Annotated in this window: 16 protein-coding genes; 4 read left to right on the top strand and 12 right to left on the bottom strand. The window is 72.4% G+C overall.

From position 1 onward, the window contains the following. Together G5C65_RS40105 and G5C65_RS12310 are read right to left on the bottom strand one after the other, a co-directional pair. On the bottom strand, positions 1-118 hold a 118-nt coding region (locus G5C65_RS40105), incomplete at its 3' end, for a helix-turn-helix domain-containing protein (protein WP_338146348.1). 131 nt (positions 119-249) lie between these two features. Next, entirely contained in the window at positions 250-885 is a 636-nt protein-coding gene (locus G5C65_RS12310) for an ATP-binding protein (protein WP_165298815.1), read from the bottom strand. A 128-nt stretch (positions 886-1013) separates the two neighbouring features. Between G5C65_RS12310 and G5C65_RS12305 the strand changes: the two genes are divergently transcribed. Both G5C65_RS12305 and G5C65_RS12300 read left to right on the top strand, forming a co-directional pair. Next, positions 1014-1886 carry a helix-turn-helix domain-containing protein gene (locus G5C65_RS12305; protein ID WP_165298814.1) on the top strand — a complete coding sequence of 291 codons (873 nt, stop codon included), beginning with the start codon at positions 1014-1016 and terminating at the stop codon, positions 1884-1886. After that, positions 1883-2131: a DUF397 domain-containing protein gene (locus G5C65_RS12300; RefSeq protein WP_165298813.1), complete on the top strand. Its 249-nt coding sequence runs from the start codon at positions 1883-1885 to the stop codon at positions 2129-2131. The genes G5C65_RS12305 and G5C65_RS12300 overlap by 4 nt, the downstream gene beginning before the upstream one ends. A 68-nt stretch (positions 2132-2199) precedes the next feature. Here the strand turns inward: G5C65_RS12300 and gatB are convergent, their stop codons facing one another. From gatB to mreB, 9 genes are all read right to left on the bottom strand, one after another. Next, positions 2200-3711: an Asp-tRNA(Asn)/Glu-tRNA(Gln) amidotransferase subunit GatB gene (gene gatB / locus G5C65_RS12295; RefSeq protein ID WP_165298812.1), complete on the bottom strand. Its 1512-nt coding sequence runs from the start codon at positions 3709-3711 to the stop codon at positions 2200-2202. Between the two features lie 27 nt (positions 3712-3738). Beyond that, on the bottom strand, positions 3739-3993 hold the full coding sequence (locus G5C65_RS12290) for a hypothetical protein (RefSeq protein WP_165298811.1): 255 nt from the start codon (positions 3991-3993) through the stop codon (positions 3739-3741). Next, positions 3990-5486, bottom strand: coding sequence for an Asp-tRNA(Asn)/Glu-tRNA(Gln) amidotransferase subunit GatA (gene gatA, locus G5C65_RS12285; protein WP_165298810.1), 1497 nt, complete (start codon positions 5484-5486; stop codon positions 3990-3992). Before gatA ends, G5C65_RS12290 begins: the two co-directional genes overlap by 4 nt. Before the next feature lie 5 nt (positions 5487-5491). Beyond that, positions 5492-5788, bottom strand: a complete 297-nt coding sequence (gene gatC, locus G5C65_RS12280) for an Asp-tRNA(Asn)/Glu-tRNA(Gln) amidotransferase subunit GatC (protein WP_165298809.1) — start codon at positions 5786-5788, stop codon at positions 5492-5494. Between the two features lie 185 nt (positions 5789-5973). After that, positions 5974-8169 (bottom strand): putative bifunctional diguanylate cyclase/phosphodiesterase, encoded by a 2196-nt coding sequence (locus G5C65_RS12275; protein WP_206441698.1) that lies wholly within the window; start codon positions 8167-8169, stop codon positions 5974-5976. Between the two features lie 261 nt (positions 8170-8430). Beyond that, positions 8431-10671 (bottom strand): NAD-dependent DNA ligase LigA, encoded by a 2241-nt coding sequence (gene ligA, locus G5C65_RS12270; RefSeq protein WP_165298808.1) that lies wholly within the window; start codon positions 10669-10671, stop codon positions 8431-8433. Positions 10672-10734: 63 nt separating this feature from the next. Further along, the gene (locus G5C65_RS12265) at positions 10735-11715 is read right to left on the bottom strand and encodes a methionine synthase (protein ID WP_241265739.1); all 981 of its coding nucleotides are present in this window, start codon (positions 11713-11715) and stop codon (positions 10735-10737) included. Positions 11716-11822: 107 nt separating this feature from the next. Beyond that, complete coding sequence (locus G5C65_RS12260; protein WP_165298806.1) at positions 11823-12521, bottom strand: SDR family oxidoreductase; 699 nt, start codon at positions 12519-12521, stop codon at positions 11823-11825. A 239-nt stretch (positions 12522-12760) separates the two neighbouring features. After that, the gene (mreB, locus tag G5C65_RS12255; RefSeq protein WP_165298805.1) at positions 12761-13828 is read right to left on the bottom strand and encodes a rod shape-determining protein; all 1068 of its coding nucleotides are present in this window, start codon (positions 13826-13828) and stop codon (positions 12761-12763) included. A gap of 303 nt (positions 13829-14131) precedes the next feature. Here mreB and G5C65_RS12250 point away from each other — a divergent pair, with 303 nt between their 5' ends. Next, a complete protein-coding gene (locus G5C65_RS12250) occupies positions 14132-15802 on the top strand; it encodes a glycine/sarcosine N-methyltransferase (RefSeq protein ID WP_165298818.1) in 1671 nt (556 codons plus the stop codon). Here G5C65_RS12250 and G5C65_RS12245 read toward each other — a convergent pair. Next, the gene (locus G5C65_RS12245) at positions 15774-17837 is read right to left on the bottom strand and encodes an NAD-binding protein (protein WP_338146345.1); all 2064 of its coding nucleotides are present in this window, start codon (positions 17835-17837) and stop codon (positions 15774-15776) included. The two genes, G5C65_RS12250 and G5C65_RS12245, sit on opposite strands and share 29 nt — an antisense overlap. 49 nt (positions 17838-17886) lie before the next feature. Here G5C65_RS12245 and G5C65_RS12240 point away from each other — a divergent pair, with 49 nt between their 5' ends. Further along, positions 17887-18411, top strand: a complete 525-nt coding sequence (locus G5C65_RS12240; RefSeq protein ID WP_165298816.1) for an LOG family protein — start codon at positions 17887-17889, stop codon at positions 18409-18411. The last annotated feature ends 97 nt before the right edge of the window (positions 18412-18508 follow it).

The raw sequence follows: 18508 nt of genomic DNA, 5'->3' as shown, positions 1-18508 counted from the left end.
GCTGGTGGAGGGCGGTGTTCCACACAGACCGACAGATGTTCCCGAACTCCTCGCACATCTCTGCCTGTTCAGGCGTGAGCGCGAGACGGTACCGGCGGCCGGACAACAACAGGAACACCCCCCTCCAACTAGCGTGATCAACATAGTGCACGCCACTGACAACGCAGCGAACTCCGCCGCTGCGCGGCTCCGGCACGAGGACGGGCTAACCCCTCCCCGAAGGGAGGAGCCTGCGCCCAAGGGGTCGGGTCAGCGTGCGTGGCCGGCACGCCCCGGCCGCACCGTGAGCGGGTGCGTCGCCGGTACGCGGAGAGCTGGGCCGTCATCCAGGCCGAGGACGATGGCGAGGCCGCCCGTCGCGAACCGCTCGCTCCGCACGGAGCGGACCGTGCGCCACGCGCCGTGCGCCCGTACCCGCTGTCCGGCGCGGACGGTGAGGGCCGACGCCGTCACCTCCCCCTCGGACGCCGGGGCGCGCAGCTCGGCCCACACGTCCTTGCCGATGCCGCACGGGCGGGGCTCCGTGCCCCAGCGGTGGGCGAGGGCCGCGACGAGGAAGAGGCCGTACCCCGACTCGTTCTCGCCGGGCGCCGGGTCCCGGGGTTCGGGTGCGCCGTCGCCCGCGTCGCCGACGGAGAGCCGGAGGGTCGCCTCGTCCTGGCGGACGGCCCGTACGGCGACCTGGCGGCCGACGGGCGCGGGCACCCGGATCGCGTTGGTGACCAGCTCGGAGAGGATGAGCTGCGCGGAGTACGCGGTGTCGGCGTCCAGCGCCCACGCGTCCGTCGCAGCCCGGAGAAGAGCCCGCGCCCTCGGCACCGTTTTCCGCGTCCGCGGGAGGCGACAGTACAGCTCGTACGGGGTCGAATTGATCGCTTCGGGCATGGCAGCTCCCTGATGTCGGGCCACCCACGAAAGCACTCCGAGTAACGTTGCATGGAGTTCACGGGATAATATTCACTCTTTCGAGTAGTCGCGTGTCCACGCATGGGCCCCTCTGCTAGGCAGTAGCCATGCCATCCGTCAAACCTTCGACCGTGCTGGGCCGCCAACTGGGCGACGAGCTACGTAGGTTCCGCGAAGCGGCAGGGGTCTCCATGGCCGACGCCGCCGAAGCGCTCGACTGCACCAAAGCGAAGATCAGCCGCATCGAGAACGGTCACGTTCCCGTGCGGGGGCCGGATCTGAGCGCCCTCGTTCAGGCGTACGGCGTCGAAGACCCAGAAGCGCGCGAGCGCCTTGCCACCCTGACCCGCCGGGCGAATCGGCGTCGCCGCGACGGCTGGTGGCACCAGTACAGCGAGGTGCTCAGCGACAGCTACCGGGATCAGATCGAGATGGAAGCGATCTGCTCCAGTATCCGGACGTTCCAGGTGCAGTTGATCCCTGGCCTGCTGCAGACCCCGGAGTACGTGCGTGCAATGTCCGTGGCGTCGCGCACCTGGGAGACCCCCGAGGAGATCGAACAGGTCGTTCAGGTGCGCCTCGCGCGGCAGGAACGGCTAATCGGCGATGACCCGTTGGAGTTCTGGGCCGTCATCGCTGAGGGAGCCTTGCGCCAACGTGTGGGCGGACCCGACCTCATGCGGACTCAACTCAACTCGCTGCTGACCATGGCGGAGCGGAGCAACATCACCGTCCAGGTACTGCCGTTCTCGTGCGGTGCACACTCATGTATGTTCGGGCCGTACTTGCTGCTGAGCTTTCCGCAGTTGTCAGCGCTGGACCTCGTCCTGACAGAGACCGTCACCGGAAACACTTGGATTGAGCGCGAACCGGGTGTCAGGCGTTACCAGGCGCTCTTCGACGATGCACGTACGACGGCGCTGCCAGCGACGGAGTCGCTTGAGCTGATCCGCCGTATTGCCGAGGAGCACAGATCATGAACGAGAGAGGCCACGTACCTGCGCCAGCGTGGTGCACCAGCACCTACAGTGGCGGCCAAGGCGAGTGCATAGAGGTCGCCCTCACCTGGCGCACCAGCACCTACAGTGGCGCGCAGGGCGACTGCGTTCAACTCGCCACCAACCAGCCCGACATCCCCGTACGGGACACCAAACACCAGGGCACCGGCCCTGTCATCCGCTTCCCCCGCGAAAGCTGGGCCGCGTTCGTCGCGTCGCTCCGCTGAGCCGGACAGCGCGGAGGGGCCCCGCAGCCGTGCGGGGCCCCTCCCAAGGGCGGTCGGAAATACGGGGGTCAGCCCTCCACGCCGAGCCGTTCCAGGATCAGCTCTTTCACGCGGGCGGCGTCGGCCTGGCCGCGGGTCGCCTTCATGACGGCTCCGACCAGGGCACCGGCCGCCGCCACCTTGCCGCCGCGGATCTTGTCGGCGACGGCCGGGTTGCCGGCAATCGCCTCGTCGACGGCCGCGCCCAGCGCGCCGTCGTCGGAGACGACCTTCAGGCCGCGCTTCTCGACGACCTCGTCCGGCGTGCCCTCGCCCGCCAGCACGCCCTCGATCGTCTGGCGGGCCAGCTTGTCGTTGAGGGAGCCCTCGGCGACCAGCGCTGCGACGCGGGCCACGTCCGCCGGGGTGATCGGCAGGGCGGCCAGGTCCACGCCGTCCTCGTTGGCGCGGCGGGCCAGCTCGCCCATCCACCACTTGCGGGCCGACGGCGCGTCGGCGCCCGCCTCCGTCGTCGCGACGATGAGGTCCACCGCGCCCGCGTTCAGCACGGACTGCATCTCGTGCTGGGTGATGCCCCACTCCTCGCGGAGCCGGTTGCGGCGCAGCCGGGGGAGCTCCGGGAGGGTGCCGCGCAGCTCCTCGACCCACTCCTTCGGCGGGGCGACCGGCACCAGGTCCGGCTCGGGGAAGTAGCGGTAGTCCTCGGCCTCCTCCTTGACGCGGCCCGACGTGGTGGAGCCGTCGTCCTCGTGGAAGTGCCGGGTCTCCTGGACGATGGCGCCGCCCGAGGAGAGGACGGCGGCGTGGCGCTGGATCTCGTAGCGCGCGGCGCGCTCCACGCTGCGGAGGGAGTTGACGTTCTTGGTCTCCGAGCGGGTGCCGAACCTCTCCTCGCCGCTCGGCCTCAGCGACAGGTTGACGTCGCAGCGCATCTGGCCCATCTCCATCCGGGCCTCGGAGACGCCGAGCGCCTTGATCAGCTCGCGGAGCTCGGCGACGTACGCCTTGGCCACCTCCGGGGCGCGCTCGCCGGCGCCCACGATCGGCTTGGTGACGATCTCGATCAGCGGGATGCCGGCCCGGTTGTAGTCCAGGAGGGAGTGCGAGGCGCCGTGGATCCGGCCGGTGGCGCCGCCCACGTGGGTCGACTTGCCGGTGTCCTCCTCCATGTGGGCGCGCTCGATCTCTACGCGGAAGACCTCGCCGTCCTCCAGCTGGACGTCCAGGTAGCCGTTGTACGCGATGGGCTCGTCGTACTGGCTGGTCTGGAAGTTCTTCGGCATGTCCGGATAGAAGTAGTTCTTCCGGGCGAAGCGGCACCACTCGGCGATCTCGCAGTGCAGCGCCAGGCCGATACGGACGGCGGACTCGACGCCGGTGGCGTTGACGACGGGCAGCGCGCCGGGCAGGCCCAGGCAGGTCGGGCAGACCTGGCTGTTGGGGTCGGCGCCCAGCTCCGTCGCGCAGCCGCAGAACATCTTGGTCCTGGTGCCCAGCTCGACATGGACCTCCAGGCCCATCACGGGGTCGAAGGACGCCAGCGCGTCCTCGTACGGCACCAGGTCGGTGACGGTGGTCACGGAAACGAACCTCTCTGTCTCGTCCGCTCAGTCGTCCGCGAGGACGTCGTCGGAGTTCATCCGGCGCAGCTCGCGGACGAGCAGCGCGACACCCGTCGCGATGGCGGCGGCGGAGACGGCCGCGTCCACCAGCTTGAGGATGTCGGCTTCCTCCCGCGCCTTCCGCACCTGCTTGGCGACGCTGACGGCGCCGAACAGGGTGCTGCCGATGGACAGGTACGTGCCGGGCTTCGACTTCTTGAAGTCCTTGGCCTTGCTCAGCGTTCCGGATTTCGCGGTCACAGTGACGGTGCCTCCTCAAGCAGCGGGTGACCCCAACGTGCCTGGTAGGCGGCTTCGACCGCCGCACCGACACGGTAGAGCCGGTCATCGGCCAGGGCGGGGGCGATGATCTGGAGCCCCACCGGGAGTCCGTCCTCGGGTGCGAGGCCGCAGGGCAGGGACATCGCGGCGTTGCCCGCCAGGTTGGACGGGAGCGTGCAGACGTCGGCGAGGTACATCGCCATCGGGTCGTCCACGCGCTCGCCGATCGGGAACGCGGTGGTGGGGGTGGTGGGCGAGACCACCACATCCACCTGCTCGAACGCCTTCTCGAAGTCGCGGGTGATGAGGGTGCGGACCTTCTGCGCCGAGCCGTAGTACGCGTCGTAGTAGCCGGAGCTGAGCGCGTAGGTGCCGAGCATCACCCGGCGCTTGACCTCGTCCCCGAACCCGGCCTCCCGGGTGAGGGCCGTGACCTCCTCGGCGGAGTGCGCCCCGTCGTCGCCCACCCGCAGGCCGTAGCGCATCGCGTCGAAGCGGGCGAGGTTGGAGGAGCACTCGGAGGGCGCGATCAGGTAGTAAGCGGCGAGGCCCTTGGTGAAGGACGGGCAGGAGATCTCCACGACCTCGGCGCCCAGCTCGCGCAGCAGCCCGACGGCCTCGTCGAACCGCTGCACCACCCCGGCCTGGTAGCCCTCGCCGCGGAACTCCTTGACGACGCCGACCCGCAGGCCCTCGACGCTGCCGTTCCGCGCGGCCTCCACCACGTCCGGCACCGGCTGGTCGATGGAGGTGGAGTCCAGCGCGTCGTGCCCGGCGATCACGCTGTGCAGCAGCGCGGCGTCCAGGACCGTGCGGGCGCAGGGGCCGCCCTGGTCCAGGGAGGACGAGAAGGCCACCATGCCGTAGCGGGACACCCCGCCGTAGGTCGGCTTCACGCCGACCGTGCCGGTGACGGCGGCGGGCTGGCGGATCGAGCCGCCGGTGTCCGTGCCGATGGCCAGCGGCGCCTCGTAGGCGGCGAGGGAGGCGGCCGAGCCGCCGCCGGAGCCGCCGGGGACGCGGGTCAGGTCCCACGGGTTGCCGGTGGGGCCGAACGCGCTGTTCTCCGTCGAGGACCCCATGGCGAACTCGTCCATGTTGGTCTTGCCGAGGATCACGACGTCGGCGTCCTTGAGGCGCCGGGTGACGGTCGCGTCGTACGGCGGGATCCAGCCCTCCAGGATCTTCGAGCCCACGGTGGTCGGGACCCCCTGGGTGGTGAAGATGTCCTTCAGCGCGAGCGGCACGCCCGCCAGCGGGCCCAGCGGCTCGCCGCGCTCCCGCTTGGCGTCCACCGCGCGCGCCTGGGCGAGCGCGCCCTCGCGGTCGACGTGCAGGAACGCGTGCACCTTCTCGTCCACGGCGCCGATCCGGGCCAGATGCGCCTCGGTCACCTCGACGGCGGTCAGCTCGCCGTCCGCGATCCTGGCGGCCAGCTCTGCCGCGGTCAGCCGGGTCGGGTCCGTCGTCATCCCGCTCACTCCTCCCCCAGGATCTGCGGCACCTTGAAACGCTGCTGCTCCTGCGCGGGCGCCTGGTCCAGGGCCTGCGCGGACGTGAGCGAGGGCCGGACCTCGTCCGGGCGCATCACATTGGTCAGGGGCAGCGGGTGGGAGGTCGGCGGGACGTCCTCGTCCGCGACATCCGAGACGGTGGCGACCGCCCCGATGATGTCATCGAGCTGTCCGGCGAAGTGATCGAGCTCTTCGTCCTTCAGCTCCAGACGCGCCAGCCTCGCGAGGTGGGCGACCTCCTCGCGCGAGATGCCAGGCATGCAGCGATCCTCTGGGTGAGTGGTGGATTTTCCGCCCCAATCCTATGGGCCCGCGCACGGTGCCCGCGAAGGGCTTTGCCGCGGGGTACGGCCGGACGCCGCCGTGCCCCGTGTCCGGGGGGGTGCCCGGAGGCGTCCGGCGGCGTCCGGGGGCGTCCGGGGAGCCCCGATGCCGGCGAGCGGGGTCAGGGGGTGCGGGCTGTGGGGCCCGGGACCGACCTCGCGGTCGCTTCCCTGGCGCGCAGCCACGCCGTCGTCTCCACCGGCGGCATCGCCGCGGCCACCAGCCAGCCCTGCACCGCGTCGCACCCCAGGTCGCGCAGCCGCTCCCAGGTCTCGTCGTCCTCCACGCCCTCCGCGACGACCTTGAGCCCGAGGGAGTGCGCGAGGTCGACCGTGCAGCGGACGATCTCCGCGTCCTCGGTGTCGACGGCGAGGCGGGCCACGAACGAGCGGTCGATCTTCAGCTCGCTGACCGGCAGCCGCCGCAGATGGACCAGCGAGGAGTAGCCCGTGCCGAAGTCGTCCAGGGACATCTTCACGCCGTGCCCGGTCAGCCCGGCGAGGGTGTCGGCCGCGCGGGTGGGGTCCTCCAGCAGGACGTGCTCCGTTATCTCCAGCTGGAGGGCGCCCGGCGGGACCCCGTGGCGGGCCAGCCGCGCCGCGACGGCGCCCGCGAAGCCGGGCGAGTGCACATCGCGCGGGGAGACGTTCACCGCGACCGGGACGGTCAGCCCGCAGGAGCGCCAGCTCGCGACCTGGGCCAGCGCCGTCTCCAGGACGTACTCCGTCAGCCGGGGCATCAGCCCGGAGGTCTCGGCGATGGCGATGAACTCGTCCGGGGGGACCCGGCCGCGCTCCGGGTGCACCCAGCGCACCAGGGCCTCGAGCCCGGAGACCGTGCCGTCGAAGCCGACCTTCGGCTGGTAGTGCAGCTCGACCTCGCCGGCGTCCAGCGCCCGTCGCAGGTCGGCCAGCAGGCCGAGGCGGTCCGGGGTGTTGCCGTCCCGCGTGGCCTCGTAGACCTCGACGGCCGTGCGGTCCCGCTTGGCCTCGTACATCGCCACGTCCGCGCGGCGCAGCAGGCCCTCCGCCTCGCGCGCGTGCTCGGGGAAGACGGCGACGCCCGCGCTGGCCTCCAGCACCAGGGTGAGGCCGTCCAGGTCGAGCGGGGAGCTGAGGGCCGAGACGAGGCCGCGGGCGACGCGCTGCGCGCTGGTCGTGGAGTCGGCGACGGGGAGCAGCACCGCGAACTCGTCACCGCCGAGCCGCGCGGCCTCCGCCCCGCGCGGCAGCGCCGTGCGCAGCCGCTCCGCTATCTGCAGCAGCAGCCGGTCCCCGGCGAGATGGCCGAGGGTGTCGTTGACGGAGCGGAAGCGGTCGAGGTCGATCAGGACGAGCGCGGAGCGCATGCCCGTACGGTCGGCCTCGTCCAGCGCGGTCCAGGTGCGCTCCAGCAGCCACTGCCGGTTGGGCAGGCCGGTGAGCGGGTCGCGCAGTTGCTCCTCGGCGCGGGCGCGGGCGATCCACAGCGTGGAGTCCAGCGCGATCAGCGCGACCGCGAACAGCGGGAGCAGCACCGGCTTGTGCATCGCGACGGCCGCGATCAGCGGAGCGAGCCCGAGCAGCGCGGCGCCGACCAGGCACTGCCGGAGGAACGCGGTGCGCAGCACGGTCGGCAGCCCCTTCGCCGTGCCGCCGGGCGTGAAGGAGAACCACAGCAGGGCCCGGGTGACGAACAGATAGCACCCCGCGGCCAGCACGATCTCCGGGGCCGCCGACAGGCTCCAGCCGGCGGGCTCCCACGGGTGCTCGGCCGAAGGGTGGTCGCCGAAGGCGGCGAGCGCCAGATCCCCCGCGCCGATCCCGAGGATGTCGATGGCGCCGTGCACCAGCGCCTGCCGCCAGCGCCGCCGCCGGGCCGCACCGACCAGCACCACCACCGCGAGGCTGACCAGCACGGCGGGCACCCAGCCGTACAGCAGCAGGATCGAGAGGGTGAGCGCGGCGCCCGAGCCCGTGCCGCTCCACCAGCGGTCCCGGCCCATGGTGATCAGATGCGCGACGACGCAGCCGGTGAGCACGGCGAACGACCAGCCCGCGGTGGACCCGGGGAAGAGCGCGTGCCCGCCGCGCAGCACCCGGAAGACGCCGACGGCCAGCGTGGCGGCCGCCATGACGACGGTGAGCGCGGGCAGCATCGGCGGACGCACCGCCACGAACCGCTGGAGCCAGGGCACTTCCTCGCTTCCCGAGCCGGGCCCGCCGCCGTCGTCGGCGGCGCGCTGCCCCTTGGTGCCTTTCGCTCCCCTGCCGCCTTTGCCGCCTTCCGAGGGCAGGCGGGAGTGCGGGGGTCGGGGTCCCCCGGAGAATTCCAGCATCCTGGTCCCTCTCGCAGCCGTCCGCGCCTGCCCTCGCCACGACAGGCTTATGTCAACAGTAGGCCGCTGATTGGGGAGAGGGGCAGCGATCGGCCGGGGTTGCCCTGAATGCGCCCTACGCGCACCGGCGGTCTTTCTCACACTCCCCGCTTCCCTCCGCACTCCCCCGCTGACCTCCCGTACCGTACGCCTGCCGCCGTCCCCGACTCCCCGCGCCCCGGGGCCTGTCCGGCCGTGCGGGAGCGCTCCTGGGCCCGGGGCCTAGCCTTCCCCGGACTCCTGCGCGGGCTCGTCCGCGTCCGCGCCGTCCGCGCCGTCCGCGCCGATCCGGGCCACCTCGCGTGCCGCGTCCGGACCCTGGTCCAGCAGGACGCCGAGGCCGTCGTCGTCCAGCACCGGCACCTTCAGCTGCACGGCCTTGTCGTACTTCGATCCGGGGTTGTCGCCCACGACGACGAAGCCCGTCTTCTTCGACACCGAGCCGGTGACCTTCGCGCCGCGCTCCTGGAGCGCGGCCTTCGCGGCGTCCCGGGTGTGGGTGGCGAGGGTGCCGGTGACCACGACCGTGACGCCCTCCAGCGGGCGGGGGCCCTCCTCGCCGGTGTCCTCCTCGGCCATCCGCACGCCCGCGGCCCGCCAGCGCTCCACGATCTCCCGGTGCCAGTCCTCGGCGAACCACGCCTTCAGGGACGCCGCGATCGTCGGCCCCACGCCCTCGGTGGCGGCCAGCTCCTCCTCGTCGGCCTCGGCGATCCGGTCGACCGAGCGGAACTCGCGGGCCAGCGCCTCCGCCGCGACCGGGCCCACATGACGGATCGACAGCCCGGTGAGGATCCGGGCCAGCGGGCGGCTCTTGGCCTCCTCGATCTTCTCCAGCATGGCGAGGGTGTTCTTCTTCGGCTCGCCCTGGAGGTTGGCGAAGAGGGTGACCTTCTTCTCCTCGCCCGTCTCCGGGTCCCGCTTGGGCAGCCCGCTGTCCTGGTCCACCACGTACGAGACGATGGGCAGCAGGTCGTCCACGGTCAGGTCGAACAGCCCGCCCTCGTCCCGCAGCGGGGGCTCGGCGGGCTCCAGCGGCTGGGTCAGCGCGCCGGCCACCACATAGCCGAAGTGCTCGATGTCCAGGCACTTGCGGCCCGCGAGATAGAACAGCCGCTCCCGCAGCTGGGCGGGGCAGGAGCGGGCGTTGGGGCACCGCAGATCGATGTCCCCCTCCTTCATGGGCTGCAGCGGCGCGCCGCACTCCGGGCACTCGGCGGGCATCTCGAACTCCCGCTCCGTGCCGTCCCGCAGGTCGGCCACCGGGCCCAGGATCTCCGGGATCACATCGCCCGCCTTGCGCAGCACGACGGTGTCCCCGATCAGGACCCCCTTGGACTTGACGACCTCCTGGTTGTGCAGCGTGGCGAACTCGACCTCGGAGCCCGCCACCGTCACCGGCTCCACCACGGCGTACGGCGTGACCCGGCCGGTGCGGCCGACGCCCACCCGGATGTCCGCCAGCTTGGTGTTGACCTCCTCCGGCGCGTACTTCCAGGCGATGGCCCAGCGCGGGGCGCGGGAGGTGGAGCCCAGCCGGCCCTGCAGCGGGATCTCGTCCAGCTTGACGACCACGCCGTCGATCTCGTGCTCCACGGAGTGGCGGTGCTCGCCGTAGTACGCGATGAAGTCGCGCACGCCCTGCAGGCCGTCCACCACGCGGTTGTGCGTGGAGGTGGGCAGGCCCCACTCGCGCAGCAGGTCGTACGCGTGCGAGAGGCGGTCGAAATCGGCCGCTTCGAAGCCCTCGCGGGCGCCGATGCCGTGCACCACCATGTGCAGCGGGCGGGTGGCCGTCACCCGCGGGTCCTTCTGGCGCAGCGAGCCGGCCGCCGCGTTGCGCGGGTTGGCGAACGGCTTCTCACCGTCCTGGACCAGCCGCGCGTTCAGCTCCTCGAAGCGCTCCATGGGGAAGAAGACCTCGCCCCTGACCTCGACCAGCTCGGGGACCCGCTCCCCGCCGAGCCGCTCGGGGATGTCCGCGATGGTGCGCACGTTGGGCGTGATGTCCTCGCCGGTGCGCCCGTCGCCCCGGGTGGCGGCGCGGGTGAGGCGGCCGTGCTCGTAGGTGAGGTTGACGGCGAGGCCGTCGATCTTCAGCTCGCACAGGAAGTGGTAGTCCACGCCCTCCAGCTCGCGGGCGATGCGGTCGGCCCACTCGCCGAGCTCCTCGTCGTCGAACGCGTTGTCCAGCGAGAGCATCCGCTCGCGGTGCTCGACCTCGGTGAACTCCGTCTCGTACTGCCCCGCGACCTTCTGTGTGGGGGAGTCGGGCGTCCGCAGCGGCGGATGCTCCCCCTCCAGGCCCTCCAGCTCGCGCAGCAGCCGGTCGAACTCGGCGTCGCTGACGACGGGCGCGTCCTTGACGTAGTACCGGAAGCGGTGCTCCTCGATCTGCTCCGCGAGCCGCGCGTGCCGCTCGCGGGCCTCGGCGGGCACCGCCGCGTCCTGTTCGCCAGCCACCGTTTCGTCCTCCCGTGTCGCTATTCCCGCCAAGAGTTCGCCGGGCGCCCTACGCTCAACTGCTCACTCAGGGTCGTCAGCGAGCACCGCGGCGGCCCGGACGCAGTGCGCCAGCGCCCGCCGTGCGTACGCGGGCGAGGCACCCGCCAGCCCGCACGCCGGGGTGAGCACGACCGACTCCGCGAGCAGCCCCGCCGCCAGCCCCGTTCTGCGCCACAACGACCTGACACCCCCGACGCTACCGGCCGGGTCTGACAGTGCCCCATCGTCCGCCCCGTCCGCGCCCGTCCCCGGCACGACACCCGCGAACAGCGCGACTCCACTCTCCAGCGCCTCGCCCAGCGCCTCGTCATCACGCTCGGTGATCAGCTCGGCGTCGAGGGAGATCCCGGCGGCGCCCGCGCGGCGCAGCAGCCCCACGGGGACGTCCGGCGCGCAGGAGTGCACCACGGCGGGGCCGTCGTGCGCCTCGATCAGGGTGCGCAGCGCGCCCTCCACCACGGCGCGGTCGACGGCGGGGTGGGTGCGGTAGCCGCTGGCGGTGCGCACGGTGCCCCGCAGCACCGAGGTGAGCAGCGGCTCATCGAACTGGAGCACGAGCGTGGCGCCCGGCACCCGGCGCCGCACCTCCGCCAGATGCCCGGCCAGCCCCTCGGCGAGCGACGCCGCCAGGTCCCGCACCGCGCCCGGGTCGCCCAGCATCGCCTCGCCGTTGCGCCGCTCCAGCGTGGCGGCCAGCGTCCAGGGGCCGGCGGCGGAGACCTTCAGCGCTCCCCCGTACCCCTGGGTGAACTCCTCCAGCGCGTCCAGGTCCTCCCCCAGCCACGCGCGCGCCCGGCGGGTGTCCCGGCCCGGCCGGTCGGCGATCCGCCAGCCGCTGGGCTCCCGCTGGACGTACAGCTCCGCCAGCATCCCCGCCGTGCGGCCCAGCATGTCCGCGCCGGGGCCGCGCGCGGGCAGCTCCGGCAGATACGGCAGGTGCGGCGGCCCCGCCAGCTCCCCGGTGACGGTACGCGCCGCCTCGCGCGCGTCCGTGCCCGGCATCGAGCCCACGCCGGACGCGGCGGCGGGGCCCCACCACGGGAGACCGGAGCGACCGGGTGCGCCGCCGGGCACGCCGTCCGGCGCCGTACGCTCCGTCGCACCGTCCGTCATGCGCCCAGCCCGCCGGGACGGACGGACAGGTCCGTGACCTCCGCGCCGCGCGGCAGGTCGAGCGCGGTGAGGACGGTGGCGGCGACCGACTCGGCCGGCATCCACCGGGCGGGGTCGTACTCCTTGCCCTCCATGCGGTGCACCTTCTCCTGCATCGGCGTCGCGGTGCGGCCCGGATAGACCGAGGTGACCCGCACGCCGTGGTCCGCCTCCTCCGCGCGCAGCGCGTCCGCCAGCGCCTTGAGGCCGTGCTTGCCGGCCGCGTACGCGGACCAGTCCGGGTTGGCGCGCAGGCCCGCGCCCGAGTTCACGAAGACGACATGGCCGCGGGCCTGGCGGAGCTGGGGCAGCAGCAGCCGGGTCAGCTCGGCGGGGGCCACGAGGTTCGCGGCGAGCGTCGCGTTCCACAGCTTGGGGGTGAACTCGGCGACCGGGCCCAGCTCGACGACGCCCGCGACGTGCAGCAGGGAGTCCACGGTCTCGGGGAGGGTCTGGTGGCTGAGCGCCCAGGAGAGGCGCTCGGGCTCCGCGAGGTCGCCCACCAGGGTGCGGGCGCCGTCGAACCGGTCGGCCAGCTCGGTGGCGCGGGCCGCGTCGCGGGCGACGAGGTAGAGGGTGTCGCCGCGGTCCAGGAGCGTTCGGGTGAGGGCGGCCCCGATACCGGAGCCGGCCCCTGTGATCACATGTGTTGCCATGCCCCCATGGTCTCCCAGGGCCCCGGGTGCCCCCTGACGCCCCGTGCCCGGCGTCTCCGGTGTGCACCATGCGCCCCGGAGGGGCGCGGGGAACTGCGCGCGCGACCACGGCGCACGGCGCAGCCGGCCAAGAACCTGGCCGGGCAGTTCCTGCCCCCCCCAGGGCCCGTTGCCGTCCGGGCTGCGCCGTGGCTGAGCGCGCCCCGGCCGGGGCGCATGGTTCGCCCCGCAGCTACGGGTCACGCCGCGAAGACCGTGTCCAGTTTGTCGTACTCCTCCAGGCAGCGGCCGGTTCCCTGGGCCACGCACCCCAGCGGCTCCTCCGCGACGAGGACCGGCATCCCGGTCTCCCGTATCAGCCGGTCGTCCAGGCCGTCGAGCAGCGCACCGCCGCCGGTCAGCACGATGCCCCGCTCCATGATGTCCCCGTACAGCTCCGGCGGGCAGTCGTCGAACGCGCCGAGCACGGCGTCCACGACGGCCCGCACCGGCCGGTCCACCGCGGTCAGGATCTCCTCCCGCGCCAGGTCGACGACCTTCGGCATCCCGGTGTGCTTGTCCCGCCCGCGCACCTGGACCGGCGCGTCGCCGCCGAGCGACATCTTGATGTCCTCCGCGGTGCGCTCGCCGACCTCCATCGCGTACTGCCGGTCCACGTAGGCCGCGATGGCGGCGTCCATCGCGTCGCCCGCGATCCGCACCGAGCGGGAGGCGACGATGCCGCCCAGCGAGATGAGGGCGATCTCGGTGCTGCCGCCGCCGATGTCGACGACCATCGAGCCGCGCGCCTCGTGCACCGGCAGGCCCGCGCCGATCGCGGCGGCCATCGGCTCCTCGATCAGCCGGACCGAACGGGCGCCGGCGCGGCTCGCGGTCTGGAGCACGGCGCGCCGCTCCACTCCCGTCACACCGCTGGGCACGCACACCACGACGCGGGGTGAACGGCCGCCGCCCAGGGCCTTGACGCCGCGTGAACCCCCGCGCGCCGCGCGGATGAAGTGCCGCAGCATGCCCTCGGTCGCCTCGAAATCCGTGATGACGCCGCCCTTCAGCGGCCGGGTGGCGGTGATGGAGCCGGGTGTGCGGCCGACCGCCTCCCGGGCCTCGGTGCCGACCGCCAGCACCTTGCCGCTGCGGGAGTCGATGGCGACGACGGAGGGTTCGTCGAGTATGACTCCCCGTCCGCGGGCGTAGACCAGGGTGTTGGCGGTGCCGAGATCGATGCCGATGTCGCGGCTGCGGCCCGCGGTGGACGCGGGGGACGCGGGGGACGCGGGGGCCGAAGAGGACGCAGTGCGCTGAGCCATGTGTTCTCGCCATGTTCGATGCGTGGTGTACGAGAGGTACGGATATGTCGTACTGGCTGCGCAGCATACCCAACTGTCCTGGTTTCGCGAGGACCGGCCCCCCAGAAATCTGGGAACGGAAAATTGCTGGTCGGAGGCGGTTTTCATGGCCATCTACCGGTCAGACGTACGAGTTGGTGGCATAGATCCCCGCCTTCTGGATAGCTATGCGTCGGAGACCGCGCGCGGTTCCGAGACCCGAAGCCTGTTGCGTCCTCGGTGGCCGCGCCGTAGGCCACCGTCTCTTCCACAGGAGGTTTCGTCATTACCGCGCGACCGGCTCAGGAATTCGGAGACAACCCCGTTGAGGTCCGGGAGACCGGACACTACACCGAGGAATATGTCCCCAGCTTCGTCGAGAAGTGGGACTCCCTCATCGACTGGGAAAAACGAACAGAGAGCGAGGGCAATTTCTTCATCGACCTGCTCAGAAAGCGGGGCATCCGGAGCGTACTCGATGTCGCTACCGGCACCGGATTCCATTCGGTGCGCCTGCTGGAGGCGGGCTTCGAAACCGTGAGCGCGGACGGCAGCGCCGACATGCTCGCCATGGCGTTCGAGAACGGAATGAAAAACGGGGACCATATCCTCCGCGTGGTCCAAGCCGACTGGCGGTGGCTCAACCGGGACGTTCACGGTGAGTACGACGCCATCGTGTGCCTCGGAAACTCCTTCACGCATCTCTTCTCGGAGCGCGACCGGCGCAAGGCGCTGGCCGAGTTCTACGCGATGCTGAAGCACGACGGAATCCTGATCCTGGACCAGCGCAACTACGATGCGATGCTGGATCGCGGATACTCCTCGAAGCACACGTACTACTACTGCGGCGACGACGTGAAGGTCGAGCCGGAGCACGTGGACGAGGGCCTGTGCCGCATGCGGTACGACTTCCACGACGGCTCCTCGTACTACCTCAACATGTTCCCGCTGCGCAAGGATTACACGCGGCGGCTCATGTCCGACGTGGGATTCCAGAAGATCGACACGTACGGGGACTTCCAGCACACCTACCGTGACGAGCAGCCCGACTTCTTCGTCCATGTCGCGGAGAAGGAGTACCGCATAGGCGAGGGCGAAGAGGAGGGCTATACCGGGGCTGTCAGCACGGCCCGGAGCTATTACAACTCCCCCGACGCCGACACCTTTTACGCCTCGGTCTGGGGCGGCGAGGACATTCATATCGGGCTCTATGAGAGCTCCGAGGAGCCCATCGCGGACGCCAGCCGCCGCACGGTCGCGCGGATGGCCGACCGGCTCGGGCTGACCGCCGAGTCGACCGTGCTCGACCTCGGCTCCGGCTTCGGGGGCTCGGCCCGTTACCTCGCCGAGACCTACGGCTGCCGGGTGCAGGCGCTCAACCTCAGCGAGGTCGAGAACCAGCGGCACCGGCAGCTGAACGCGCAGCGCGGGCTGACCGACCGCATCGAGGTGGTGGACGGCTCCTTCGAGGAGATCCCGTTCCCCGACTCCAGCGTCGACGTCGTCTGGTCGCAGGACGCGTTCCTGCACAGCGGCGACCGCATCCGGGTGCTGGAGGAGATCGGGCGGGTGCTCAAGCCCGGCGGGCAGCTCATCTTCACCGACCCGATGGCCGCCGACGGCACCCCGGTCAGCAAGCTGCAGCCCATACTCGACCGCATCCACCTGGACGACATGGGCTCGCCCGGCTTCTACCAGCGGGAGCTGAAGCGGCTCGGCTTCACCCCGGCGGACGGCGACGGGTTCGAGGACCTGCGCGAGCAGCTGGTGGCGCACTACGGGCGGGTGCTCCAGGAAACCGAGCGCCAGGAGGCCGAGGGACTGGCCTCCAAGGTCAGTTCGGACTATCTGGCGCAGATGAAGAAGGGCCTCACCCACTGGGTGGACGGCGGCCGGGAGAAGCGGCTGACGTGGGGCGTGTTCCACTTCACACGGGACGCGGGCCAGGGACGCTAGCGCCGCTGAGCCCGTCCGGGGACTGGGCGAGCAGTTCGCCCAGCCCCCGGCGGGTGGCGGCCACCAGCACGCGCTCGCCCGCCTGGAGCGGCCTCTCGTCACCGGCGCTGCCGCCGGCCGGGTGCGGGGCGCCGTCGGGCCCGTACGGCGCCGTCTGCGGGGCGTACGGGGCCGCAGGGCCGTCCCCGGCGCCCGGCGCCTCCCCCTGCGGGGAGTGCGGGGCGTGCGGGGAGGCGCGCGCCAGCGCCCGCCACGACCCGGCGCGGAACGCCTCGGCCAGGGTCCGCCCCTGGAGCAGCGGGTTGCCCGCCACGTCCACGGCCGCGAAGACCAGGACGCGCCGCCCGACCGGGACGGCGCCGAGCACCTGCCGCCCCATCATCGCCCCGGCGAACGCGGGCGCGGCCAGCGCGGAGACGGAGCGGCTGCGGGTCTGCGCCGCCGGGTAGGTGTCCCGCAGCGTGCGGTAGACGGCGGTGGCGAACTCGTCGTCGAACAGCCGCATGACGACCCGCACCTCCGGCTTGAGGCGGCGGGCGTACAGCGACGCCTCCAGATTGGTGGCGTCGCTGCTGGTGAGGGCGAGCAGAGCGCGGGCCCGCTTGATCCGGGCGCGCTCCAGCACATCGCTCTCGGTGACGTCGGCGATCAGTGTGGGGACCCGCTTCTCACGGGCCAGGGCGACACCGCGCGCCTCCGGGTCGCGCTCCACGCACACCACCGGAATCTCCCGTTCCAGCAGCTCTTCCAGCACCCGTGCGCCCACCTTGCCCAGCCCGAGCAGCACCACGTGCCGGGAGAGCCCGCGCGGCGGCCCCGGCAGCGCGGTGGCCTGCCGGAACGCGCCGTAGCTCTCCAGCACGATCGCCAGGAACAGCGGCAGCAGCAGCATGCCGGCGAACCCGGCCAGCAGCTGCAGGAGCTGGTCGGCGGCGGGCTCGTCGGTCTTGGGGTCGTTGATGCTGAAGACGTCGAGGAGGGTGACGTACCCGGCGTGCGCCGGAGTGTCCCCGCTGAGCCACCAGTTGCACGCGGCGAGCGCGACGACCACCGCCGTCAGCGCCAGCAGCGAGTAGCGCAGCTTCCGCGAGAACAGCTCCTTGAAGGCGCGCAGCCGCGGCAGCCGGGGCGGGCGCGGCGGCGCCGGCCCGGTGCTGCCGGTGACCGCCTCCAGCACCACGGCGCCGCGCCGCGCGGGCAGTCCGGCCAGCGCGGCGTCGTCCGGCAGCAGGACCGGCCCCTCGCCGCGCGGCTCGGCCTCCGGGGAGCGGGCCGCGCGCCCGGAGCGGCCGTTGCGGGCCAGCGGTCCGGTACGGGCCAGCGGTCCGGTACGGGCGAGGGACCGGAAGGACCACCGGGAGGTGTCCCCCTCGTCCTCGGTGCCGCCCTCGTCCGCGTCCTCCGCTTCGGCGTCGGGCAGCAGCGCGAGGGTGCACAGCGGGTCGCGGCGCCCGGCCGTGCCCAGGGTACGCTCCTTGGCGCGCAGCAGCAGGCCCTCGGCGTTGACGACCTTCTCGCTGCCGACGATGGCGGCGCCCACCAGCGAGGGCGCCGCGGTGTCGGAGTCGGACAGCACGGTGGTGGACGCGTCGACGGCCCGGGAGTCCAGGTCCGGCCCCGCGACCCGTACGGCGCGGTCCAGCAGGCCCTCCAGATAGCCGCCGAGGGTGCGGTTGAACATCCGGATGACCAGCCGCACCTGCGGGTTGAGCCGCCGGGCGCGCAGCGCGATATGGACGTTCAGCTGGTCGTCGCCGGAGGTGAGCGCGAGCGCGCTGGCCCGCTCGACGCCGGCGCGGCGCAGCGCCTCGTCGTCCGGGGCCTGCGCCTCCACCGCGTCCACCCGCAGCTCCCGCCGCTCCACCAGCTCCGCGATCCGCGGCCCGTGGTCCCCGCCGCGCAGCGAGGGCAGCACGACGGTCACGGCCTGCCCGTACACCGTGGCCAGCTCCTTGGTGAGCCGCTGGGCGAGCGAATTGTCCCCGCACACGACCATGTGTCCCTGGCGGCGGTTCCCGCCTAAGGTGTTGGCCATGGTCTCCGACTCCTCCCGGTCCTTCCCGGCCCGCTCCGCCCGCCGCCCGCTGAACATCTGCGTCTTCTGCTCGGCCGCCGAGCTGGACGCCGTCTACACGGACGCGGCCCGCGCGTTCGCCGAGCTGCTCGGCAAGCGGGGGCACAGCCTGGTGTGGGGCGGCTCGGACTCCGGGCTGATGAAGGTCGTGGCGGACGGCGTCCAGGGCGCCGGCGGTCGTCTGGTCGGCATCTCCGTCGAGTTCCTGCGCGCGTCGGCGCGGGCCGGCGCCGACGAGATGATCGTCACTGCCGATCTCGCCGAACGCAAGGCCCTGTTGCTCGACCGCGCGGACGCCGTCGTCGTCATGGTCGGCGGCACCGGCACGCTGGACGAGGCCACGGAGATCCTGGAGCTCCGCAAGCACGGGATGCACGCCAAGCCGGTCGTCATCCTCAACACCGCGGGCTTCTACGACGGTCTGCGGCAGCAGATGGCCCGGATGGAGGCCGAGGGCTTCCTTCCGCTTCCGCTGGCCAAGCTGGTCTCCTTCGCGGAGGGCGCGGAGGAGGCGCTGGAGCTGCTGGGCGCGTAACGGCCGCGCCCTCCAGCGCCCCGATATGAGTACAGGTACTCATCCGCGGCCACCCTCCTGCGCACGATGCTGGGGTCATGACTGCTCTCCCCCGTGC

It is taken from the genome of Streptomyces boncukensis, from assembly GCF_011045075.1.
Taxonomy (GTDB): domain Bacteria; phylum Actinomycetota; class Actinomycetes; order Streptomycetales; family Streptomycetaceae; genus Streptomyces; species Streptomyces boncukensis.
The sequence above is the reverse complement of the archived record's forward strand: the minus strand, read 5'-3'. Positions and strand labels throughout refer to the sequence as shown.

Bases quoted from the DNA above. Each gene is read 5' to 3' on its own strand.
- G5C65_RS12310 (WP_165298815.1), bottom strand. From the start codon at position 885: ATGCCCGAAGCGATCAATTCGACCCCGTACGAGCTGTACTGTCGCCTC.
- G5C65_RS12305 (WP_165298814.1), top strand. From the start codon at position 1,014: ATGCCATCCGTCAAACCTTCGACCGTGCTGGGCCGCCAACTGGGCGAC.
- G5C65_RS12300 (WP_165298813.1), top strand. From the start codon at position 1,883: ATGAACGAGAGAGGCCACGTACCTGCGCCAGCGTGGTGCACCAGCACC.
- gatA (WP_165298810.1), bottom strand. From the start codon at position 5,486: ATGACGACGGACCCGACCCGGCTGACCGCGGCAGAGCTGGCCGCCAGG.
- gatC (WP_165298809.1), bottom strand. From the start codon at position 5,788: ATGCCTGGCATCTCGCGCGAGGAGGTCGCCCACCTCGCGAGGCTGGCG.
- G5C65_RS12275 (WP_206441698.1), bottom strand. From the start codon at position 8,169: ATGCTGGAATTCTCCGGGGGACCCCGACCCCCGCACTCCCGCCTGCCC.
- G5C65_RS12265 (WP_241265739.1), bottom strand. From the start codon at position 11,715: ATGCCGGGCACGGACGCGCGCGAGGCGGCGCGTACCGTCACCGGGGAG.
- G5C65_RS12260 (WP_165298806.1), bottom strand. From the start codon at position 12,521: ATGGCAACACATGTGATCACAGGGGCCGGCTCCGGTATCGGGGCCGCC.
- mreB (WP_165298805.1), bottom strand. From the start codon at position 13,828: ATGGCTCAGCGCACTGCGTCCTCTTCGGCCCCCGCGTCCCCCGCGTCC.
- G5C65_RS12245 (WP_338146345.1), bottom strand. From the start codon at position 17,837: ATGGCCAACACCTTAGGCGGGAACCGCCGCCAGGGACACATGGTCGTG.